The organism is Microbulbifer mixtoriginis (SeqCode), from assembly GCF_052466715.1.
The window spans coordinates 3,512,256-3,531,121 of sequence record NZ_CP174288.1; the positions used below are offsets into that span (position 1 = coordinate 3,512,256).

Genomic DNA, 18,866 nt, shown 5'->3' on the forward strand with positions numbered 1-18,866 from the left:
AAGTACTCGACTGGCCGCCCCGCTTGATAGTATTTTGGCGCCTGTAACCCATCAGGGAAGACGCCCCAACCAGAGGAGTCGAGCACGTGGTTATCGACAACAGCGAAACCAGTTCGTGTGAGTTTGGCCAGCCGGAAAGAACGCCACCGAAATTTATTGCCGTTGAGGGTAATATCGGAGTGGGCAAAACTACCCTCGCCAAAAAACTGGCCTGTACCTTCAATTACGACACTCTGTTGGAGCTACCCGAGGAAAACCCCTTTCTCGAGCGCTTCTATCGCGACCCCAAAAACGCCGCTCTACCCACCCAGTTACATTTTTTGCTGCAACGCTCTCAACAGATTCAGGCCCTGCGCCAGGATGATTTGTTTGAACCCGTGCGGGTGGCAGACTTTCTTATCGAGAAAGACCAACTGTTTGCCCAAGTCACGCTGGACGCGGATGAACTCGCGCTCTACCAACAGGTATTTCAGCACCTCACACTAGAGGCCCCCAAGCCCGACTTGGTTATTTATTTACAGGCCCCACTGGAAGTCCTACAGGCTCGTATCCGCAATCGAGGCGTCCCAGCGGAACGCGTAATCAGTACCGAATATCTGGCCACACTCAATGACGCCTACACGCAATTTTTCCACTTTTACGACAGCTCACCGCTGTTGATTGTCAACAGTGAGGAAATCGATATCGTCGATAGCCCCGAGGATTACCAACAACTGGTGGAGTATATGCTCACCGTCACCAAGGGCCGTCATTACTACAACCCGGGAAGTTAACCGCTATGTATGCACCTTCAGAATTAGAAAAGCTCGTAACCGTTCAAACCCTGCGAAAAATGAAAGCGAATGGTGAGAAGTTTATTACCGTTGCTCTCTACGATGCCCCTATGGCTGCGATGGCACAAAAGTCCGGGGTTGAGACACTGCTCGTCGGAGATTCCCTGGGCATGACCGTGCTGGGTTACGACAGCACCGTGCCAGTGACGATGGAGCAAATGATTTACCACGTCGAGGCGGTCGCGCGCGGCAATAAGAAGTCCCTGATTATGGGGGATATGCCGTTTATGACCTACGCCACCCCAGAGCAGGCACTCCAGAATGCAACCCGGATCATGCAGGCCGGTGCACATATGGTGAAGATCGAGGGAGGCGCCTGGCTCGCCGACACCGTGAAGATTCTTACTGATCGCGGTATTCCCGTTTGCGCCCACCTGGGCCTCACCCCTCAATCAGTACACAAACTGGGAGGCTATCGCGTTCAGGGGCGCGACGAAGAACACGCCAAGCAAATCCTCGAAGACGCCCTACAACTCGACGAAGCCGGAGCTGATCTGCTGGTGTTGGAATGTGTACCCGCCGACCTGGCAAAGCGTATTACCGAAGCCGTTTCCATGCCCACAATCGGCATCGGCGCTGGGCGCGATACCGATGCCCAAGTCCTGGTTATCAACGATATCCTCGGCCTTACCGAACAGCCGCCGAAATTTTCCAAGAACTTTTTAGTGGAGGCCGGCGATATCCCCGGTGCCCTGCGCAAGTATGCAGGGGACGTTAAACTCGGCGTATTCCCAGAAGACAGCCACACTTTCAATTAAGTTTCTACGGGGCCACTTAACGACAGTGCAGTGGCCCAGACACCTCCTCCCGCGGACTGCACAAAGCCCGCTCTCCCAGCGGTAACACTATGACTTTTGATGAACTTCTCCTTGATTGGCGCGATAAACATGGCGCCAATGTGGTACCGACAGGCTGGAGCCAGGGCCGCGCTACTTTTGGCGGCCTGGTTGCTGCCATGCTCTATGAGAAAATGGCAGTGGAGGTGATTGCAGAAAGCAGTTTACGCTCACTCACCTTCTCCTTCGTCAGCCCGGTTAGCGCGGATGCGGTAAAAGTCGAAGCGCAGCTACTGCGCGCAGGCCGCTCCGTCACCCAGGTGCAGGGCCAATTACAGCAAAATAACGCAACTGTGCTCGCTGGACTTGCCAGTTTTGGCAGCGGCAGGGAATCCTCCGTTAAAGTCGACACCCCTGCTGCTCCTGAGTTTGCCAGCCCGGATAAATGTATCGCCCTACCTTATATCGAGGGTGTGGTGCCAGAATTCACTCAGAAATATGACTATCGCATCGCTCGTGGCCAACTCCCCTTCAGCGGCACCACGGAGCGGCAACTGGGTGGTTGGGTGCGCTTTAAAGACGGCAGCGAATCTACTGTAGGCATTAGCCATCTACTCACACTCATCGACGCCTGGCCACCAGCTACTCTACCGATGCTAAAAGTTCCAGCACCGGCCAGCTCGCTCACCTGGACGCTGGAGCTGATGGAACCGCTACCACAACGCAGCGCGTCGGACTGGTGGCAATATTTAGCAGAGGTGGAGCAGGCTGAAGATGGCTATGCGGTGATCCAGGCGCGCCTTTGGGATAACGCGGGCAGACTCGTCGCTATATCCCGGCAAATGGTGACTATTTTTGCTTAAACAAACTCACGACTGACCTCCCTTCTTTTAGGCGCGCCATATAGAAACCACACCCAATACCACGCAGGGCCATATTCTAATAAAGTAAAAGAAAGTGCTCTGCAACTAGGTTCTTTACTTAATTGCCAAACAGAAAATACTGACGCAGAAAAACCTGTGAGCAAGCATGTGGCTGGCGCCGCTTTATTGTCAGGATAATCTCAACTGACCGGCCTGTTAGTGTCTAACTTTTCTGACGCTGAGTATTTTCCTGGCAAAGCGTACAAATTAACGTCAATTAAATTAAAAAATAAAATAAAAAAAACCTTCCTTACTCCAATTTGTAATCTACGCTATCCATTATCCCACCCTCGAAAAATCAAAGACCGAGACAAAAAGGCCACGCCTTTTTAATTTCAATCCACCGGCGATAAGAACCATGGAGAATAAAGAATGATAAAAAAAATCTGTATATCCCTTGCTCTACTGATCAGCTATCCCGCTAGCGCGGCAGATTTTGAGGATGTATGGGATGCGATCACCTCATGCAACTGGTTCGAATTTATTGATGATGTGGATGACACGGGCTCAAAAGATCTGGATGGCTACGAGTATGGTGACACCAGCTTCGAAGATGCCAACTCAGGCAGCTTTGACATGATGGTGTATAACATGGATGGATTTTTACAATGTATTGGTGGCAACAGTAAGTCAGATTTCAAACAAATTATCCGCACTTTTAATGATGACCCCAAGGATCTCTGGTTAATGCAGGAAGTGTGGAGTAAAACCAAAGCCAACTATCTGGATGACGATGACAAACTGAGCAACGGTACAGTTCCCTATCGCTCAAAACATTGGAAGGGTGGCGGCACCTCTTTTGGTAACGGCTTGCTGACTTTTTCCAAATTCCCCTTTGACCGGGACAATCGCGACGATAACGATTATTCCTTTGCCACTTATGAAGAGGAAACTTTTGATAAATGCTCAGGCAACGATTGTGATACCGAGAAAGGTTTCACCGTGGCCAACGTTGAAGTGACGGAGAACTATCATGTGCATATTTATAACACCCACATGGATGCGGGCCATCAGGATGCCGACCTAAACGCCAAGGCAAAGCAACTTGATCAAATCGCCGATATGATTGTCTCCCACTCAAATAATGCCACTGTTATTTTGGCAGGGGACTTCAATATGGCATTCGATGAAAATGATGATGGCTGGCGCGGCGTTAACTACCAAACCTGGAAGGCCTTTTTCGAAAAAACCGGCGGTAAGCACGCCTGCCAATATATGCTCTCTGGCAATGACACCAGCCTGGAAGCCTGCTCCGATGAGCTACAAAATGACACAGACCATGTAGTAATCATTAACAATAATCCCAACTACACGCTGGAAGTTACTGATTATTTTATCGGTTCTGCAACCTATTCTGGGTTAAGCGACCACGACCCAGTTTTTGTAGATTTTTCCTGGGTTAAACACTAATTTCAAAAAGGCTTCTTCTACTGCATTACTGAAGGAGCCTTACAACCATTTCTTCCAGAAGAAAAATGCAATTTGTCCGGCAAGGGCAACGACCAATAGAACACAAAATGTAACAAAACCCTCTTGAGACTGTGCCCAGGGCAAGCCCCCAACATTGATACCAAACAGCCCGGTCAAAAAACTTAATGGTAGAAATACTGCTGCCACCACCGACAGCATGTACATACGGCTATTCAGCTGCTCGGAGTTGTAACTCAATAACTCCTCCTGAGTGACGGAAGCGCGCTCGCGCACCACATCAATATCCTCAATATGCCTCTGCAAGCGATCACTGACCTCGCGCATATGCAGTAAATTCGCCTCGTGGAACCAGGGCATTTCCGCAGCCATAATCCCAGACAGTGCTTCTCGTTGCGGGGATAAATAACGCCGTAGAGTAATAGCCTGCTTGCGAAGGTGCGCCAGTTCTGAACGCAACTCACCACCAGATTCATCCAGAGCCAAGCTCTCCAGCTCATCAATTTTTTCCTCGAGCTGATCCACGGTGTCACTCATTCGCCGCACCAGTAAATCCACCAGAGAGACAATAAAGTTAGAGGGACCGCTGGGACCGCGACCAGCGCGCAGGCGCCCGAGCAAATCCTCTATCGATAATAAGCGGCGCTTGCGGGTACTGATAATGCGGTTTTCTTCTATCCACAGGCGGATCGAAACCATATCTTCAGGCTGTGAGGCCGGATTTAGATTCACACCGCGCAAAGCGATTAACAAGCTATCCCCTATCGGCGTGGTACGGGGACGCGACTCCTCTGTCAGGAGAGCCTCTACCACCAGACGATCCAAACCACTTTCTGTGCGCAACCACTGGGCTGCTGTCTCATCGGTGTAATCCATGTGTAACCACAGCACTCCCTGCCCGGGTTGCCAGTCTGCTACCTCTGCCCAGCTCAGCTCCCTGCCGCCACCGCGATGATCAAGTAGATAGGCGTGAATCAACCCAGATTGCATTTTCCCTCTCCTGCACCGGTCTAACTCAAATACCAAAAACCCGGTTGCTAAATAACCCCAAAAAGCCGACACGAATACCAAGCTTGAAGTATTTCCTTCTTGCTCAAGACCCAATTTTTATTTGGCCGAAAAACCGAGCGACTATTTCTCTGCTGTACTCAAGTGCGCTAATCCCGCAGCATTCTGTTCCCAGTTTTGCCCATCAAATGGCTCGACCTCTAATTCCTGCGGCACAATATCGAGACAACGCGCATTGAGGCTGTAACCATCGGGATTGGAGCGCGGTATGTAAAAGGGTTTTACACCGCAATGACGGCAAAAATAGTGTTTTGCCACACCCGTATTAAAAGTGTAACAAGTGAGGGCTTCCTCTCCCCGCTCCAGCTGGAAGTTTGCCGCAGGTACGATCAGATGTAAGTAACCCACCTTTTCGCACATAGAGCAATTACAGGCGTGCGCCACCAGCGGCTCTCCATTTTGGCGACGATGTATCGCACGAAAGCGCACAGCATCACAGTGGCAACCGCCCTGCAGCGGCAAGATAACTTCACTCATTATTAGATTGATCCAGATTAAATAATGGACGTGCCCACAATAGGGATAAAATTGAGAGGGCAAGAAGTAGGTGGAACCAATTAGTACGGGCAAGGCCCAACAGTCGTGAAGCTCCGGTGCCAATAAAGAGCCCATTGAACACTACTAACAGTGCACCCGCGCCAATTAACAGGGCTTGGTTGCGCTTGAGCCGGCGCGGCGCTATCAGCTCCAATAATGCTACCAATAACCACAGTACCAGCCCCACAGTAGAAAAGAGGTCGATCACTGTAAGGGCTGACATGCTGCTACTTTGCGCGAGACCAATTGCCCCAGCCAATATCAAAACCATTACCAGATAAGCCGGCGCGCGAGTATCTCGGCCCCAAGATATTTCCAGACGTGCCCAGGCAAGACCTATGCCGATCAACAGGAAGGAGGCAAAACCGGAGATCTGCGCAAGTGCCCGATGCAGCTCTGTCACTCCAGGATCAATGCCATAGCGATAAGCGCCCACCAGGGCGGCCAGGGCCATAATCATCAGGGCGGCCACGATTATCAGAGCTGCCGATTGAAAGCGCGCGCGGGTGAGATACCAATACTGGTTGGCAACCAGCAGGCTAGCGAGACCAAGGAGTGCATCGAGAAGCCAGTAGTTGTGCAAAATTTTCCCCTTTTTCGACAAATTCTAACCGAAAAATCCCTGGGGCAAGTGCCTTTATTCCGTGTGAAGCCACTTTGAGCAGCTACAAAAAAACCCGGCACTGGGCCGGGTTTTTTCAGGCTTCATCAGCTCGAGAGGTTTATGCCTCTTCGGAACCCTGTTTCGCCTCTTCGGAAGCGGCTTGGTCAGCCTTTGCTTCCTTGATGGACAGCTTGATACGTCCGCGCTGGTCAACGTCGAGCACCTTAACCTTAATCTTCTCACCTTCACTCAGGTAATCAGTTACGGCATTTACACGCTCTTCAGCGATCTGGGAGATATGCACCAGACCGTCTTTGCCCGGCAGGAAGTTAACGAATGCACCGAAATCTACGATGCGTACCACGGTACCTTCGTAGATAGCGCCAATCTCAGCTTCCGCAGTGATCTCCTCGATGCGGGTTACCGCCGCTTCCAGGCTCTCACCATCTTCACCGAAGACTTTGATAGTGCCGTCATCTTCGATATCAATGGAGGCGCCGGTCTCTTCAGTGATGGAGCGGATAGTCGCACCACCCTTACCGATCACGTCGCGGATCTTGTCTGGATGGATTTTCAGGGTCGCGTAGCGCGGTGCGTTCTCATTCACGGTGGTGCGGGAAGAGTCGATCACCTTGTTCATTTCCGCCAGGATGTGCAGACGTGCGTGCAGGGCCTGTTCCAGAGCGGTTTCCATGATCTCTTCGGTAATACCTTCGATCTTGATGTCCATCTGCAGCGCGGTTACACCAGAGGCGGTACCCGCTACTTTGAAGTCCATATCGCCGAGGTGGTCTTCGTCACCGAGGATATCGGTCAAAACCGCATAGCCTTCGTCTTCCTTCACCAGGCCCATAGCGATACCGGCTACCGGTGCCTTCAGCGGAACACCCGCATCCATCAGCGCCAGGCTGGAACCACATACGGAAGCCATGGAGCTGGAACCGTTGGATTCAGTGATCTCGGAAACCACACGTACGGTGTAGGGGAAGCTGTCCGGGCTCGGCAGAACCGCAGCGATACCGCGACGAGCGAGGCGGCCGTGACCGATTTCGCGACGACCGGTAGCACCTACACGACCCGCTTCACCTACAGAGTAGGGAGGGAAGTTGTAGTGCAGCATAAAGTAGTCTTTGCGCTCACCTTCCAGGGCGTCGATGATCTGTGCATCGCCAGTGGAACCGAGGGTAGCCACTACCAGAGCCTGGGTCTCACCACGGGTGAACAACGCAGAGCCGTGGGACTTGGGCAGAGCACCAACTTCCACTGCGATCGAGCGTACAGTTTTGCTGTCGCGACCGTCGATACGGGGCTCGCCGCGCACTACAGCGCCGCGCACCAGTTTCTTCTCCAGCTTGCCGAAGTAGCTTTTTACCAAATCGGCGCTAATTTCTTCAGTAGCCAGGGCTTCAGCGGCTTCGTTGCGCAGTTCCGCCAGGCGGGTGCTGCGCTCTTGCTTGTTGGTGATGCGGTAGGCTTCGGCAACCTTCTCGCCGAACTGACCTTCCAGGGCAGTTTTCAGCTCGGTATTTTCTGCAGGTGCCTGCCAGTCCCATTGGGGCTTGCCCGCTTCCGCTTTCAGTTCTTCACAAACCTTGATGATGGCCTGCATCTCTTGGTGTGCATACAGCACAGCACCGAGCATGATGTCTTCCGGCAGCTCTTGCGCTTCAGATTCCACCATCAACACAGCGTCTTTGGTACCGGCAACGACCATGTCCAGCTCGGAGGTCTTCAGAGCTTCATAACCCGGGTTTAACAGGTAACCGTCTTGCTGGGTGTAACCCACGCGTGCAGCGCCTATGGGGCCTGCGAAAGGAATACCGGAAACAGACAGCGCTGCGGAAGTGCCGATCATGGCAGCGATATCCGGATCCATGTCCTTCTCAGCGGAGAGAACGGTACACATCACCTGAACTTCGTTCATAAAGCCATTCGGGAACAGCGGGCGGATCGGGCGATCGATCAGACGGGAAGTCAGGGTTTCTTTTTCAGACGGACGGCCTTCACGCTTGAAGAAACCACCGGGAATTTTGCCAGCCGCGTAGGCTTTTTCTTGATAATGCACGGACAACGGGAAGAAGCCCTGATCTGGCTTGGCTTCTTTAGCGCCGACAACAGTACACAGGACGACGGTCTCACCCATGCTAACCAGGGCAGCACCGGTTGCCTGGCGCGCGATGCGGCCGGTCTCGATGGTGACTTGGTGTTGTCCGTATTGGAAAGTTTTGCTTACTGGATTCACTAGTTTTTTCCTATTTCCTTACGGTTACTGGCCCATTCCAGTAACCCCTACATAGTTGCCCGGGAGAGAGTTCCGAAAGCCTCACCCGAGGCGGCACGGGGATGTGCCACCACCGACCTGGGGTGGCCGGTGCAAACACTACACATCCAGCTCGGGTTGTTTTCCGCTGGCCTGTGCAGTGCGACTTCTGAAAAATGACAGTAAGGCCACTTTTCAGCAAGCATTAAAAAAGAATGCCCGCCAGAGGCGGGCATTCCAGGGTCTTAGCGACGCAGGCCGAGCTTGGCGATCAGCTGTGCGTAACGATTCAGATCCTTGCGCTTCAGGTAGTCCAGCAGCTTACGGCGCTGGTTTACCATGCGGATCAGACCACGACGAGAGTGGTGATCCTGCTTGTGCGCAGAGAAGTGACCCTGCAGTTTGTTGATGTTAGCGGTCAGCAGGGCTACCTGGACTTCCGGAGAACCGGTATCGCCTTCAGATTGGCCGTGCTCTTTCAGGATGGCTGCTTTTTCAACTGCAGACAGTGCCATAACGAATTACCTCGTCGTAATATGCTTTAAAAGATTCGGCTGGCCCGTGCATATTTACAGACCAGCTAATCGTGAATGCGGCTGCGCCGCGCGGGCACCTTGCGGGTTACCGAATGTTGGCTTTCACCAAAAAGCAGCTTCCATTCAGGTGCCACTTACCAGACGTCGTGGTGCCACGCACCCTTCGTCGGTAATTTCTCCTACGCCCAGAAAATCACCGTTTTCCAGGAAGAGGCGCACCATATCACCTTCTGTACCGATACGGTAGACCTGCAAATCCATTACCGGTTGCCCCTGACGCACATAGTAACCAGAGTCGTCCGGCAGGACGAGTTTGGGCAGTGAAGACGCTGGAGAATCCATCGGCAACAAGTGGTGATCAAGCACTTCTGCCTTATCTTCACCGCGTTCTTCTGTAAGCTCATCCAGGGTCACTGCGTCGGCTTCATCGAAGGGGCCGGCAGCACTGCGGTGCAGTACTTCCACATAGGCGCCTACACCCAGAGCTTGACCCAGGTCCTCGGCAATACTGCGAATATAGGTTCCCTTGGAGCAGTGCACCTCAACTTCCGCACGAGGCTGTGCGCCCGGCGTAAAGCTCAGCAGTTCAAACTCAAAAATTTCCACTTCACGCGCTTCGCGTTCCACTTCCAAGCCCTGGCGCGCCAGCTTATATAGAGGCTGCCCCTTGTGCTTAAGGGCGGAATACATGGAGGGCACCTGTTTGATGCTGCCGCGAAAGGCTTCCATGGCCTTGAGCACTGCTTTTTCGGTCAAACCGGAAGCATCTTTGGTTTCCAGTACATCACCATCGGCATCGCCACTGGCAGTGGTCATACCGAAGACAAAGGTGCTGCGGTAACGCTTGTCAGCATCGAGCAGGTACTGGGAAAACTTGGTGGCTTCGCCGAGACAGATCGGCAGCACACCGGTTGCCAGTGGATCTAAGGCCCCGGTATGACCGGCGCGATTGGCAAAAAAGAGTCGTTTGGCTTTCTGCAGGGCGTCATTGGCGGTAATACCGGCGGGCTTGTTTAATAACAGCACGCCGTGAACCGGCCGGCCCCATTTTGGTCTGCGGCCCATGGATCAATCTTCGTTAGAGTCGCTGTCGTCTTGGTGCTTGCGATCGGCGCGCACCGCCTTGTCGATCAGAGCGGAGAGCTCCTGGCCGCGCACCGAGGTCTCGTCGTAGCGGAAATACAGACGCGGGATGGTGCGTATCTGGATGGCGCGCGCCAACTGGCTGCGCAGAAAACCTGCGGCCTTGTTAAGCACTTCCATCGAGGTATTGATCTTACTGCGGTCGTCCTCACCCACAAAGGTGACAAACACTTTTGCGGTGGTCAGATCACGGCTGACTTCAACATCGTTGATATTGACCATGCCCAGACGCGGGTCGCGCACTTCCTGCTGAATCAGCTGGGCCAGTTCGCGACGCATAGCATCGGCGACACGGTCGGCGCGTTGGAATTCTCTTGCCATTGTTTACCTATTGAGAATGGCGGTTTAAAGACAGGAAAACCCGCACGGCCAAAGCCGCGCGGGTTTTCCTTCACCAGGTGCCGGAACGCTTTACAGTTCGCGGGCAACCTTGACGATATCGTAAACTTCGATCTGGTCACCGGACTTAACGTCGTTGTAGTCCTTCACCCCGATACCACACTCCATACCGTTGCGCACGTCCTGCACATCGTCTTTGAAGCGGCGTAGGGATTCCAGCTCACCCTGGTAGATTACAACGTTGTCGCGCAGCACGCGGATCGGCTTGTTGCGGTAAACGGTACCCTCGGTAACCATACAACCGGCAATCGCGCCAAACTTCGGTGAGCGGAATACATCGCGAACCTGGGCAATACCCACGATCTCTTCGCGAACTTCCGGCTCCAGCATACCAGACAGTGCCTGCTTCACTTCGTCGAGCAGGTTGTAGATCACGCTGTAGTAGCGAATCTCTACACCTTCAGTCTCTGCCGTTTTACGCGCTGCAACATCGGCACGGGTGTTAAAGCCCAGTACGATAGCACCGGAAGTCAGTGCCAGGTTGATATCGTTCTCGGCGATACCACCCACACCACTGGAGACTACATTTACGGAAACCTCTTCGTTACCGATATCCGCCAGTGCACCCAGAATAGCTTCCAGGGAACCACGCACGTCGGCCTTGATGACAACCGGCAGCACCTTGCGCTCGCCAGCTTCCATATCCGCAAACATGTTTTCCAGCTTGGCTGCCTGCTGGCGCTGCATACGATCGCGTCGCTCGCTGTCAGCGCGCTGTTCAGCCACCTCACGGGCCTTGCGCTCATCGGCAACCACCATGAACTCGTCACCGGCATTCGGGGTGGAATCCAGACCCAGCAGCTCTACTGGGGTGGACGGACCAGCTTCCTTCACCTGCTTGCCGTGCTCGTTGGTCATGGCACGTACGCGACCATAGCTCTGACCAGCCAAGATAATGTCGCCGCGCTTCAATTCGCCATTCTGCACCAGCAGGGTAGCAACAACACCGCGGCCTTTTTCCAGGCGGGACTCAATCACAACGCCAGTGGCCGGTACATTTACCTTGGCCTTCAGCTCCAGCATTTCCGCTTGTAGGGACACCGCTTCCAGGAGGTCATCAATACCCTGGCCAGTATGCGCGGATACGTTGATGAACTGGGTATCGCCGCCCCAGTCTTCTGGGATTACGTCTTTTGCGGCCAACTCATTTTTCACGCGATCGGGATCCGCGGCTTCTTTGTCGCACTTGTTCACGGCAACAACCAGCGGTACACCGGCGGCGCGGGCGTGATTCACGGCTTCCTCGGTCTGCGGCATAACGCCATCATCGGCGGCCACTACCAGGATTACCACGTCGGTGGCCTGAGCACCGCGGGCACGCATGGCAGTAAAGGCGGCGTGTCCCGGAGTATCCAGGAAGGCAATCTCGCCCTGGCTGGTTTTCACTCGGTAGGCACCGATATGCTGGGTAATACCACCAGCCTCACCAGAAGCCACCTTGGTCTTGCGGATATAGTCGAGCAAAGAGGTTTTACCGTGGTCGACGTGCCCCATTACGGTTACTACCGGTGCGCGGGTAACCTCGGTGCCCTCTTGGGCCTTAGATTGCGCCATCAAGCTGTCTTCCAGCTCGGTCTCGGAGCGCATTACGACTTTGTGGCCCATTTCCTCGATGATCAACTGTGCAGTCTCACGGTCCAGGCTCTGGTTGATGGTAGCCATCTCGCCCATTTTCATCAGGCGCTTGATCAGCTCCCCAGCCTTCACATTCATCTGCTTGGCCAGTTCTGCGACGGTGATGGTATCGCCCAACTGTACTTCGTACACCTGCTTCTCCGTGGGCCGTTTAAACCCATGAGTCGGTTTAATTTTCAGATTCGGACGAGACAGGGAGCGCGTGCTGCGCTTGCTGGCTTCATCTTCCTCAAATACTTCCAGTGCCTGCTCGTACAGAGAGGTTTTGCTGGACTTCTTCGGGCCGGACTTGGAGCGACGACCTCGACGCTTGCGGGGCTCGTCCTCAGCACGAGCAGCTTCGCTTGGGGCGGCTTCTAGCTTGCGGCGCAAAGAGGGTTTAACCTCTTCGGTTTTTTCCGTAGCTTTGGTGGGCTTCGCCTTAGCAGCCTGAGAGGCCTGAGCAGCCTTCTCTTTTTTCTCTTGGGCGGCGCGTCGGTCGGCTTCTACTTTCGCCTTCTTCTCTTCTAGCTCGCGCTTCTCTTGCTCAGCCTGCTGCTTGCGACGCTCCATCGCGGCGATACGCATCGCCTCAATGTCATCTACATACGTTGAGCGGATGGGTGCGGCGGGTTGCGCCTTTTTCGCTACATTATCTACGGGTTTACCCTCTGCCTTTTTATCGGCTTTCTGTGCTTCTTTAGCGGCTTCCGCTGCGGCAGCTTCCGCGCGAGCCTTCTCTTCTGCCTCGGCAGCGGCCTTCGCCTCTGCCTCAGCCTTCAAACGTGCTTCCTCTTCCTCAGCAGCGCGACGAGCGGCCTCAGCTTCAGCGGCAGCCTTGGCTTCCGCTGCTGCTTTAGCTTCAGCGGCTGCTTTGGCTTCCGCTTCTGTGATAGCAGTAGCATCCGCGCCCTGAAGAGCCTCTTCCACCTCGGCAGCGCTCTCGGTACCAGCTCCTGTTTCAAGCTCAGCCTGTGGACGCTTCACATAAGTGCGCTTCTTGCGCACTTCCACGTTTACAGTTTTACGGCCGGTGCCAGAGCCGGTTTTCAGCGTGGTTGTGGTCTTGCGCTTCAAGGTGATCTTGCGTGGGCTAGCGCCCTGCTCCCCGTGACTGCTTTTCAGGAAACTGAGCAGGACCTGCTTTTCCTCATCTGACACCACTGCATTCGCAGAGGTGTGAGGCAAACCCGCTTCTTTCATCTGCTTGAGCAGACGGTCTTCGGTGGCACCAACCGATTTGGCGAGTTCGCTAACTGTTACTTCGGCCATTCTCTCTCCTAAAAGTCACTTGGTCGGAGGGGGTTACTTATACGTAATACTTATTGCGGTGTGTTTAAGCCTGCTCGCCATCATCGTCGGCAAACCAGGGCTCACGCGCCTTCATAATCAGCGCTGCGGCGCGCTCCTGATCGAGACCCTCGATATCGAGCAGGTCATCCACCGCTTGTTCCGCCAGGTCTTCCATCGTGGAAATACCGCGGCTGGCCAGCTGGAAGGCCAGGTGGCGCTCCATACCATCCATATTCAACAGATCTTCCTGGGGCTCAGAAGCATCCAGCTTTTCTTCAGAGGCCAGGGCCTGGGTGAGCAGGGAATCCTTGGCTCGGGCGCGCAATTCTTCGGCGATATCCTCATCGAAGCCCTCGATTCCGAGCATCTCTTCGATGGGCACGTAAGCCACTTCCTCTAGGGAGGTAAAGCCCTCTTCCACCAGTACAGCGGCGACATCTTCATCAATATCCAGGCGATCGATAAACACCTGCATGATGGAGCTGGATTCAGCCTCCTGCTTATTCTGCCACTCGTCGGAACTCATGACATTGATTTGCCACTGAGTCAGCTCTGAAGCCAAGCGAACATTCTGGCCACTGCGGCCGATAGCCATAGCGAGATTTTCCTCAGCTACCGCCACATCCATAGAACCGGTGTCTTCGTCGACAACGATGGATTCAATTTCCGCCGGCGCCATGGCGTTGATTACAAACTGGGCCGGATTTTCGTCCCACAGCACGATATCTACACGCTCACCAGACAGCTCATTGGAGACTGCCTGAACACGCGCACCGCGCATGCCCACACAAGCACCGACAGGATCGATACGGCCGTCATTGGTGTTTACTGCGATTTTTGCACGCAGGCCGGGATCGCGGGCCGCGCCTTTAATTTCGATTACCTGCTCGGAGATTTCCGGCACTTCAATGCGGAACAATTCGATAATCATTTCCGGGCAAGAGCGGCTCAGCATTAGCTGAGGGCCGCGGGCTTCCGGCTGGATTTCCAACAGAATTGCGCGCACACGATCACCGAGTCGGAAAATTTCGCGGCCAACCAACTGGTCGCGGGGCAGGCGCGCTTCGGCGTTATTCCCCAGGTCCACAGCAATAAAGTCGCGCGTCACTTTTTTCACAGTGCCGCTGACCATCTCGCCTACGCGATCGCGGTACTCGTCTACAACTTTGGCACGTTCGGCTTCACGTACTTTTTGCACGATAACCTGCTTTGCGGTCTGCGCGGCAATACGGCCGAACTCTACATTCTCTACCTGCTCGCGGTAGATATCACCGGCCTTCAGCTCAGCATCTTTTTCATGGGCTTCTTCCAGGGTGAACTGGGTACCCAGCTCCGCCAGGACTTCATCACCGACTACTTCCCAGCTGCGGAAAGTCTCGTAATCGCCCGAACGACGATCAATGATAACCTCAATGGTTGAATCTTCGTCGTAGCGCTTCTTCGTGGCCGTTGCCAATGCCGCTTCGATGGCCTGGAAAATAATCTCCTGGTCAACGCCCTTCTCGTTGGATACCGCCTCGGCTACCAGCAAGATCTCTTTGTTCATGCAACTGTGCCTCAAAATCGCCTGAGCTCAGGCTCCTACAGGTTACTTGGTAAATTGGGGAATAATATTTGCTTTCTCGATGCTGTCGATCGGCAGCAGGTATTCATTTTCACTGTCCACGCGCAGAACGACTTCATCCCCCTCCACACCGGCCAGCAGGCCGCGCCACTTGCGCTGACCGTCGAGCGGCATACGCAGGCGCACCTCGATTTGGGCACCGGCAAAACGCTCGTACTGCTCCAGCTTATACAGGGGACGGTCTAGTCCTGGGGAGGAGACCTCCAGGGTATATCTACCGCTAATGGGGTCTTCCACATCCAGTACGGCACTGGCCTGGCGACTGACTTTCTCGCAGTCCTCCACACCTATGCCATTTTCAGAATCGATATAGATGCGCAGCAGCGCGTTGCGACCATGGGTCTGATAATCGATCCCCCACAGTTCACACCCCAGCGATGCCACCACCGGCGCCAGAAGTTCTTCCAGCAATTCGCGTTTGCTCGCCATTTACGTCACCACATACAAAAAATGGGCCTGCGGCCCACTTCGAAAATTATCTGCAACTTTTCTTGCAGATACGAAAAAGCCCCTGACGGGGCTTTGACCGCACATTCATGCAGCCAGTATGCATGAATGCAAAATTTGGTAGCGGGGGCAGGATTTGAACCTACGACCTTCGGGTTATGAGCCCGACGAGCTACCAGGCTGCTCCACCCCGCAACAACACATGCGCATCAAAGCTTTTCATAGAAAAGCAAAATTGGTAGCGGGGGCAGGATTTGAACCTACGACCTTCGGGTTATGAGCCCGACGAGCTACCAGGCTGCTCCACCCCGCAACAACAAATGCACATCAAAGTTTTTGCTAAAAGCAAAATTGGTAGCGGGGGCAGGATTTGAACCTACGACCTTCGGGTTATGAGCCCGACGAGCTACCAGGCTGCTCCACCCCGCAACAACTCCGAGAAACAAAGCCTGGTTGACCTTTGTTTCCCTGCGGCGGGACCAGCCCAACCACTCAAGAGGCTGCGCATTCTATGGTTAGCGCCCCTATGAGTCAAGCCACAATTGGCATTTGTTTTCCCCTTCAGTCGGGAACAGCCTCGAATATACCTCGCTGATCAGTATAGAAAAGGAAGAAAATCCCGCAAATACAGCCCACTGCATATGCCGATTCTTACTTCCAATGCCACGGCCCTGTGTGCATTCATCACATCAAGCCTTGCTGTTTAGCGGGTGAGCTGGTGCACTATGGCACGCCGTACCGGTGGAAAATGTTCACTGATACGCAATATCGCTCTGCGTAATAATTTCGCTGGCAGTCGATCATCGGTGAAAAGGTCCACAACCCGGTTAGTACCGGTATAAATAGGGTGCGAATCCAAACGGTGCTGAGCCTGATAGCGAGACAATGCAAGGGAGAGCCCCGCCGGCTGATACAGCCGCGTTACATTATGCAATTGGCTAGCCAGAGTATTCGCGCCGGCCAAGCCCAGGTTAAAACCGTGCGCCGTAACGGGGTGCATCCCCACCGCAGCATCTCCCACCAGGGCAAAGCGCTCAGCAAGAAATCGATGGGCATAAACTGCCACCAGCGGGTAACAATGGCGCCTAGTGAAAGCCTCAACAGCCCCAAGAGCCCCAGCGCTCTCTCTCTGTACATGGGCCGCAAATTCCCTATCGCTGTAGGCCATCATTTCCTCGGCACAACTGGCGGATACCGTCACTACCGCCGAACAGGTTTGCGCATCGGACATTGGCAGTAGAGCAAGGGTTGAACCGTAACGAAAACACTCCCGGGCAACGCCACCATGCTCCCGCTCTGTGCGCACCGGACCTAGCACCGCAACCCTGCCGAAGTCGCGCATATCTGCGCCAATCCCAGCCATACGACGAACCTCAGAAAAGCGGCTATCCGCCGCCACCAACAAGGCCGCAGTAACAACCTGCCCCCCTTCAAGCTGTACCAGTCGCCGACTCGTCTCGCAACCTGTGCCAATCACCTTACTATTAGGCAGCAGCTGTATATTGCTATCCTCACGCACCGCTTCATAAAGCACCCGCCGAATTGCAGCATTGGGCACAATAAAGCCCAGTGGACCTCGCCCCCGAGTATCGAAGTCCAGACTAGAGGGGGAATCGCCATCCACCACCTGCGCAGACTGCAGCGAGCTCTGCTCCTCGGGCTTCAGCCGCTGCCAGGCTCCTAGAGACTGCAACAATCTTACGGATTTGTGAGTGAGCGCAATTTCCCGCCCATCGTTCGCTGGACACGCCAGTATTTCATCATCCTGGCGCTCCAGCAACGTTACCCTGCAATCCCGAGCAGCCAGCATAAGCGCCAAAGCCAGACCCGCAGGACCCGCCCCTACAATCGCGACATCTGTGTGCAGCATCCTCCCCCCCTAGAACATCCCACTTCAATTTCTGCTTGTGATAAATAACTTTTGTTATCTACCGATCGAAGCTCACTGTATGCTGGAGTAACAGCGGAGCAACTGATACAAATCAGAAAACCTCAAGGCAGGCGCAACAAGAGAATAGACACATACAAAGGATCGTATATGCAGGTAGAAATCGATATCGTCGACGCTTTCACCAGCGCCCAATTTGGAGGCAACTCTGCAGCGGTAATCATTACTGAAAAGTGGCTCAGCGAGCCCTTGATGCAATCCATCGCCGCACAAAACAATCTCTCGGAAACAGCATTCCTACTCAAACGCAGCGACAGCGAATATCATATCCGCTGGTTTTCTCCGTTAACCGAAATCGACTTTTGTGGCCACGCCACCCTGGCCTCTGCTTTTGTAGTCTTTCGAAAGCACCCACATTTAAAAGCTTTGGATTTATTTGCCGAGGCAGTCGGTGAGATGCATGTCACTCATAGAGGGGACGGCCTGATCGCTATGAATTTTCCCTCCCGCACCCCACAGCCATTAGCTAACATTCCCTGTGACCTGCTCGAAGGGCTATCGATCACACCGAGAGAAGTTCTGCGCAACAATCAAGCCTACTTTGCCATTTACGCTGAAGAAGAGGATATCCTACAGCTGCAGCAGGACCCCGCCAGGCTGGCAAAACTCGCTCCCTATGATGTGGTAGCCACCGCACAATCTAGGCAATACGATTTTATCTCCAGGTATTTTTGGCCCACCAATGGCGGTGCTGAAGATCCAGTAACCGGCTCCATTCACACCGGACTGGCACCCTACTGGGGAGTAAAACTGGGAAGATCAAACCTGATAGCCTTCCAAGCCTCAAAACGCGGAGGCCTGCTACACTGCCAGCTTGATGGGGAGCGAGTGATCATCTCCGGTAACGCAGTGCCATACCTTAGCGGCGTGATTGATGTAGTCGAAAAGGACAAATAGTTTTTAATCACTGCACGATCGTCAGATTTCACGCACAAAAAATCCTTTGCCACAAAAAATAAATGGAGAAAAAAATGAATCACAAAGGCTCATGCCTCTGTAATGAAGTCCAGTTCACAGTGGAGGGGGCTTTTGAAAGCTTCTTCCTTTGCCACTGCGACCACTGCCGTAAAGACACTGGTTCCGCCCATGCCGCCAGCCTCTTTTCCACCTCGGCCAAGCTCCACTGGAACCACGGGGAAGAACTCATCAAAGTCTTTAAACTCCCCTCAACCCGGCACGTAAAAAGCTTCTGCGGTCAGTGCGGGTCCGCCCTGCCCTTTGCCGACAAAGAAGCAGGATTACTGGCAGTGCCCGCTGGCAGCCTTAACAGCCCCATAACCATCAGACCCAATGCACATATCTTTATGGCCAGTAAAGCCGATTGGGACAAGGACCTTGGCAAAGTACCAGAACTCGATGGTTTCCCCCAGGTTGATAAAGCCGCCCCCCCCTGAAAGGAACAACGGTGCCGCTTGCAAATAGGCAAAGCAACA

17 protein-coding genes and 3 tRNA genes are annotated in these 18,866 nt (G+C 53.8%); 6 read left to right on the plus strand and 14 right to left on the minus strand.

Going from position 1 to position 18,866, the window contains the following annotated elements:
• The first annotated feature begins 86 nt into the window (after positions 1 to 86).
• The 4 genes from ACJJH9_RS15530 (at position 87) to ACJJH9_RS15545 (ending at position 3,942) form a co-directional block, all read left to right on the plus strand.
• A complete protein-coding gene (locus ACJJH9_RS15530; protein ID WP_252083166.1) occupies positions 87 to 773 on the plus strand; it encodes a deoxynucleoside kinase in 687 nt (228 codons plus the stop codon).
• Between the two features lie 5 nt (positions 774 to 778).
• The gene (panB, locus tag ACJJH9_RS15535) at positions 779 to 1,591 is read left to right on the plus strand and encodes a 3-methyl-2-oxobutanoate hydroxymethyltransferase (RefSeq protein WP_444923306.1); all 813 of its coding nucleotides are present in this window, start codon (positions 779 to 781) and stop codon (positions 1,589 to 1,591) included.
• A gap of 89 nt (positions 1,592 to 1,680) precedes the next feature.
• Complete coding sequence (locus tag ACJJH9_RS15540; RefSeq protein WP_444923307.1) at positions 1,681 to 2,472, plus strand: acyl-CoA thioesterase; 792 nt, start codon at positions 1,681 to 1,683, stop codon at positions 2,470 to 2,472.
• A 432-nt stretch (positions 2,473 to 2,904) separates the two neighbouring features.
• Positions 2,905 to 3,942: an endonuclease/exonuclease/phosphatase family protein gene (locus tag ACJJH9_RS15545; protein WP_444923308.1), complete on the plus strand. Its 1,038-nt coding sequence runs from the start codon at positions 2,905 to 2,907 to the stop codon at positions 3,940 to 3,942.
• 39 nt (positions 3,943 to 3,981) lie between these two features.
• On the opposite strand, the gene zntB is transcribed toward ACJJH9_RS15545, so the two are convergent.
• From zntB to ubiM, 14 genes are all read right to left on the minus strand, one after another.
• Positions 3,982 to 4,950, minus strand: a complete 969-nt coding sequence (gene zntB, locus ACJJH9_RS15550) for a zinc transporter ZntB (RefSeq protein WP_444923309.1) — start codon at positions 4,948 to 4,950, stop codon at positions 3,982 to 3,984.
• A 141-nt stretch (positions 4,951 to 5,091) separates the two neighbouring features.
• Positions 5,092 to 5,505 carry a GFA family protein gene (locus ACJJH9_RS15555; protein ID WP_444923310.1) on the minus strand — a complete coding sequence of 138 codons (414 nt, stop codon included), beginning with the start codon at positions 5,503 to 5,505 and terminating at the stop codon, positions 5,092 to 5,094.
• Complete coding sequence (locus tag ACJJH9_RS15560; protein WP_444923311.1) at positions 5,498 to 6,148, minus strand: hypothetical protein; 651 nt, start codon at positions 6,146 to 6,148, stop codon at positions 5,498 to 5,500. The genes ACJJH9_RS15555 and ACJJH9_RS15560 overlap by 8 nt, the downstream gene beginning before the upstream one ends.
• A 139-nt stretch (positions 6,149 to 6,287) precedes the next feature.
• Positions 6,288 to 8,411, minus strand: coding sequence for a polyribonucleotide nucleotidyltransferase (gene pnp / locus ACJJH9_RS15565; RefSeq protein WP_444923312.1), 2,124 nt, complete (start codon positions 8,409 to 8,411; stop codon positions 6,288 to 6,290).
• 263 nt (positions 8,412 to 8,674) lie between these two features.
• Positions 8,675 to 8,944, minus strand: a complete 270-nt coding sequence (rpsO, locus tag ACJJH9_RS15570) for a 30S ribosomal protein S15 (protein WP_252083174.1) — start codon at positions 8,942 to 8,944, stop codon at positions 8,675 to 8,677.
• A gap of 144 nt (positions 8,945 to 9,088) precedes the next feature.
• On the minus strand, positions 9,089 to 10,030 hold the full coding sequence (gene truB / locus ACJJH9_RS15575; RefSeq protein WP_252083175.1) for a tRNA pseudouridine(55) synthase TruB: 942 nt from the start codon (positions 10,028 to 10,030) through the stop codon (positions 9,089 to 9,091).
• Positions 10,031 to 10,033: 3 nt separating this feature from the next.
• Positions 10,034 to 10,429 carry a 30S ribosome-binding factor RbfA gene (gene rbfA, locus ACJJH9_RS15580; RefSeq protein ID WP_252083176.1) on the minus strand — a complete coding sequence of 132 codons (396 nt, stop codon included), beginning with the start codon at positions 10,427 to 10,429 and terminating at the stop codon, positions 10,034 to 10,036.
• Positions 10,430 to 10,519: 90 nt separating this feature from the next.
• A complete protein-coding gene (gene infB, locus ACJJH9_RS15585; RefSeq protein WP_444923313.1) occupies positions 10,520 to 13,393 on the minus strand; it encodes a translation initiation factor IF-2 in 2,874 nt (957 codons plus the stop codon).
• 64 nt (positions 13,394 to 13,457) lie between these two features.
• Positions 13,458 to 14,960, minus strand: coding sequence for a transcription termination factor NusA (gene nusA / locus ACJJH9_RS15590; RefSeq protein ID WP_444899942.1), 1,503 nt, complete (start codon positions 14,958 to 14,960; stop codon positions 13,458 to 13,460).
• Positions 14,961 to 15,002: 42 nt separating this feature from the next.
• A complete protein-coding gene (gene rimP, locus ACJJH9_RS15595) occupies positions 15,003 to 15,467 on the minus strand; it encodes a ribosome maturation factor RimP (RefSeq protein ID WP_252083179.1) in 465 nt (154 codons plus the stop codon).
• A gap of 136 nt (positions 15,468 to 15,603) precedes the next feature.
• Positions 15,604 to 15,680: transfer RNA gene (locus ACJJH9_RS15600), tRNA-Met, on the minus strand.
• Between the two features lie 41 nt (positions 15,681 to 15,721).
• A tRNA-Met gene (locus ACJJH9_RS15605) sits at positions 15,722 to 15,798 on the minus strand.
• Positions 15,799 to 15,837: 39 nt separating this feature from the next.
• Positions 15,838 to 15,914: transfer RNA gene (locus ACJJH9_RS15610), tRNA-Met, on the minus strand.
• A gap of 274 nt (positions 15,915 to 16,188) precedes the next feature.
• Complete coding sequence (gene ubiM, locus ACJJH9_RS15615; protein ID WP_444923314.1) at positions 16,189 to 17,355, minus strand: 5-demethoxyubiquinol-8 5-hydroxylase UbiM; 1,167 nt, start codon at positions 17,353 to 17,355, stop codon at positions 16,189 to 16,191.
• A 168-nt stretch (positions 17,356 to 17,523) separates the two neighbouring features.
• Between ubiM and ACJJH9_RS15620 the strand changes: the two genes are divergently transcribed.
• Both ACJJH9_RS15620 and ACJJH9_RS15625 read left to right on the plus strand, forming a co-directional pair.
• Positions 17,524 to 18,330 (plus strand): PhzF family protein, encoded by an 807-nt coding sequence (locus ACJJH9_RS15620; protein WP_444923315.1) that lies wholly within the window; start codon positions 17,524 to 17,526, stop codon positions 18,328 to 18,330.
• 74 nt (positions 18,331 to 18,404) lie between these two features.
• Positions 18,405 to 18,827 (plus strand): GFA family protein, encoded by a 423-nt coding sequence (locus ACJJH9_RS15625; RefSeq protein WP_444923316.1) that lies wholly within the window; start codon positions 18,405 to 18,407, stop codon positions 18,825 to 18,827.
• Positions 18,828 to 18,866: the final 39 nt, after the last annotated feature.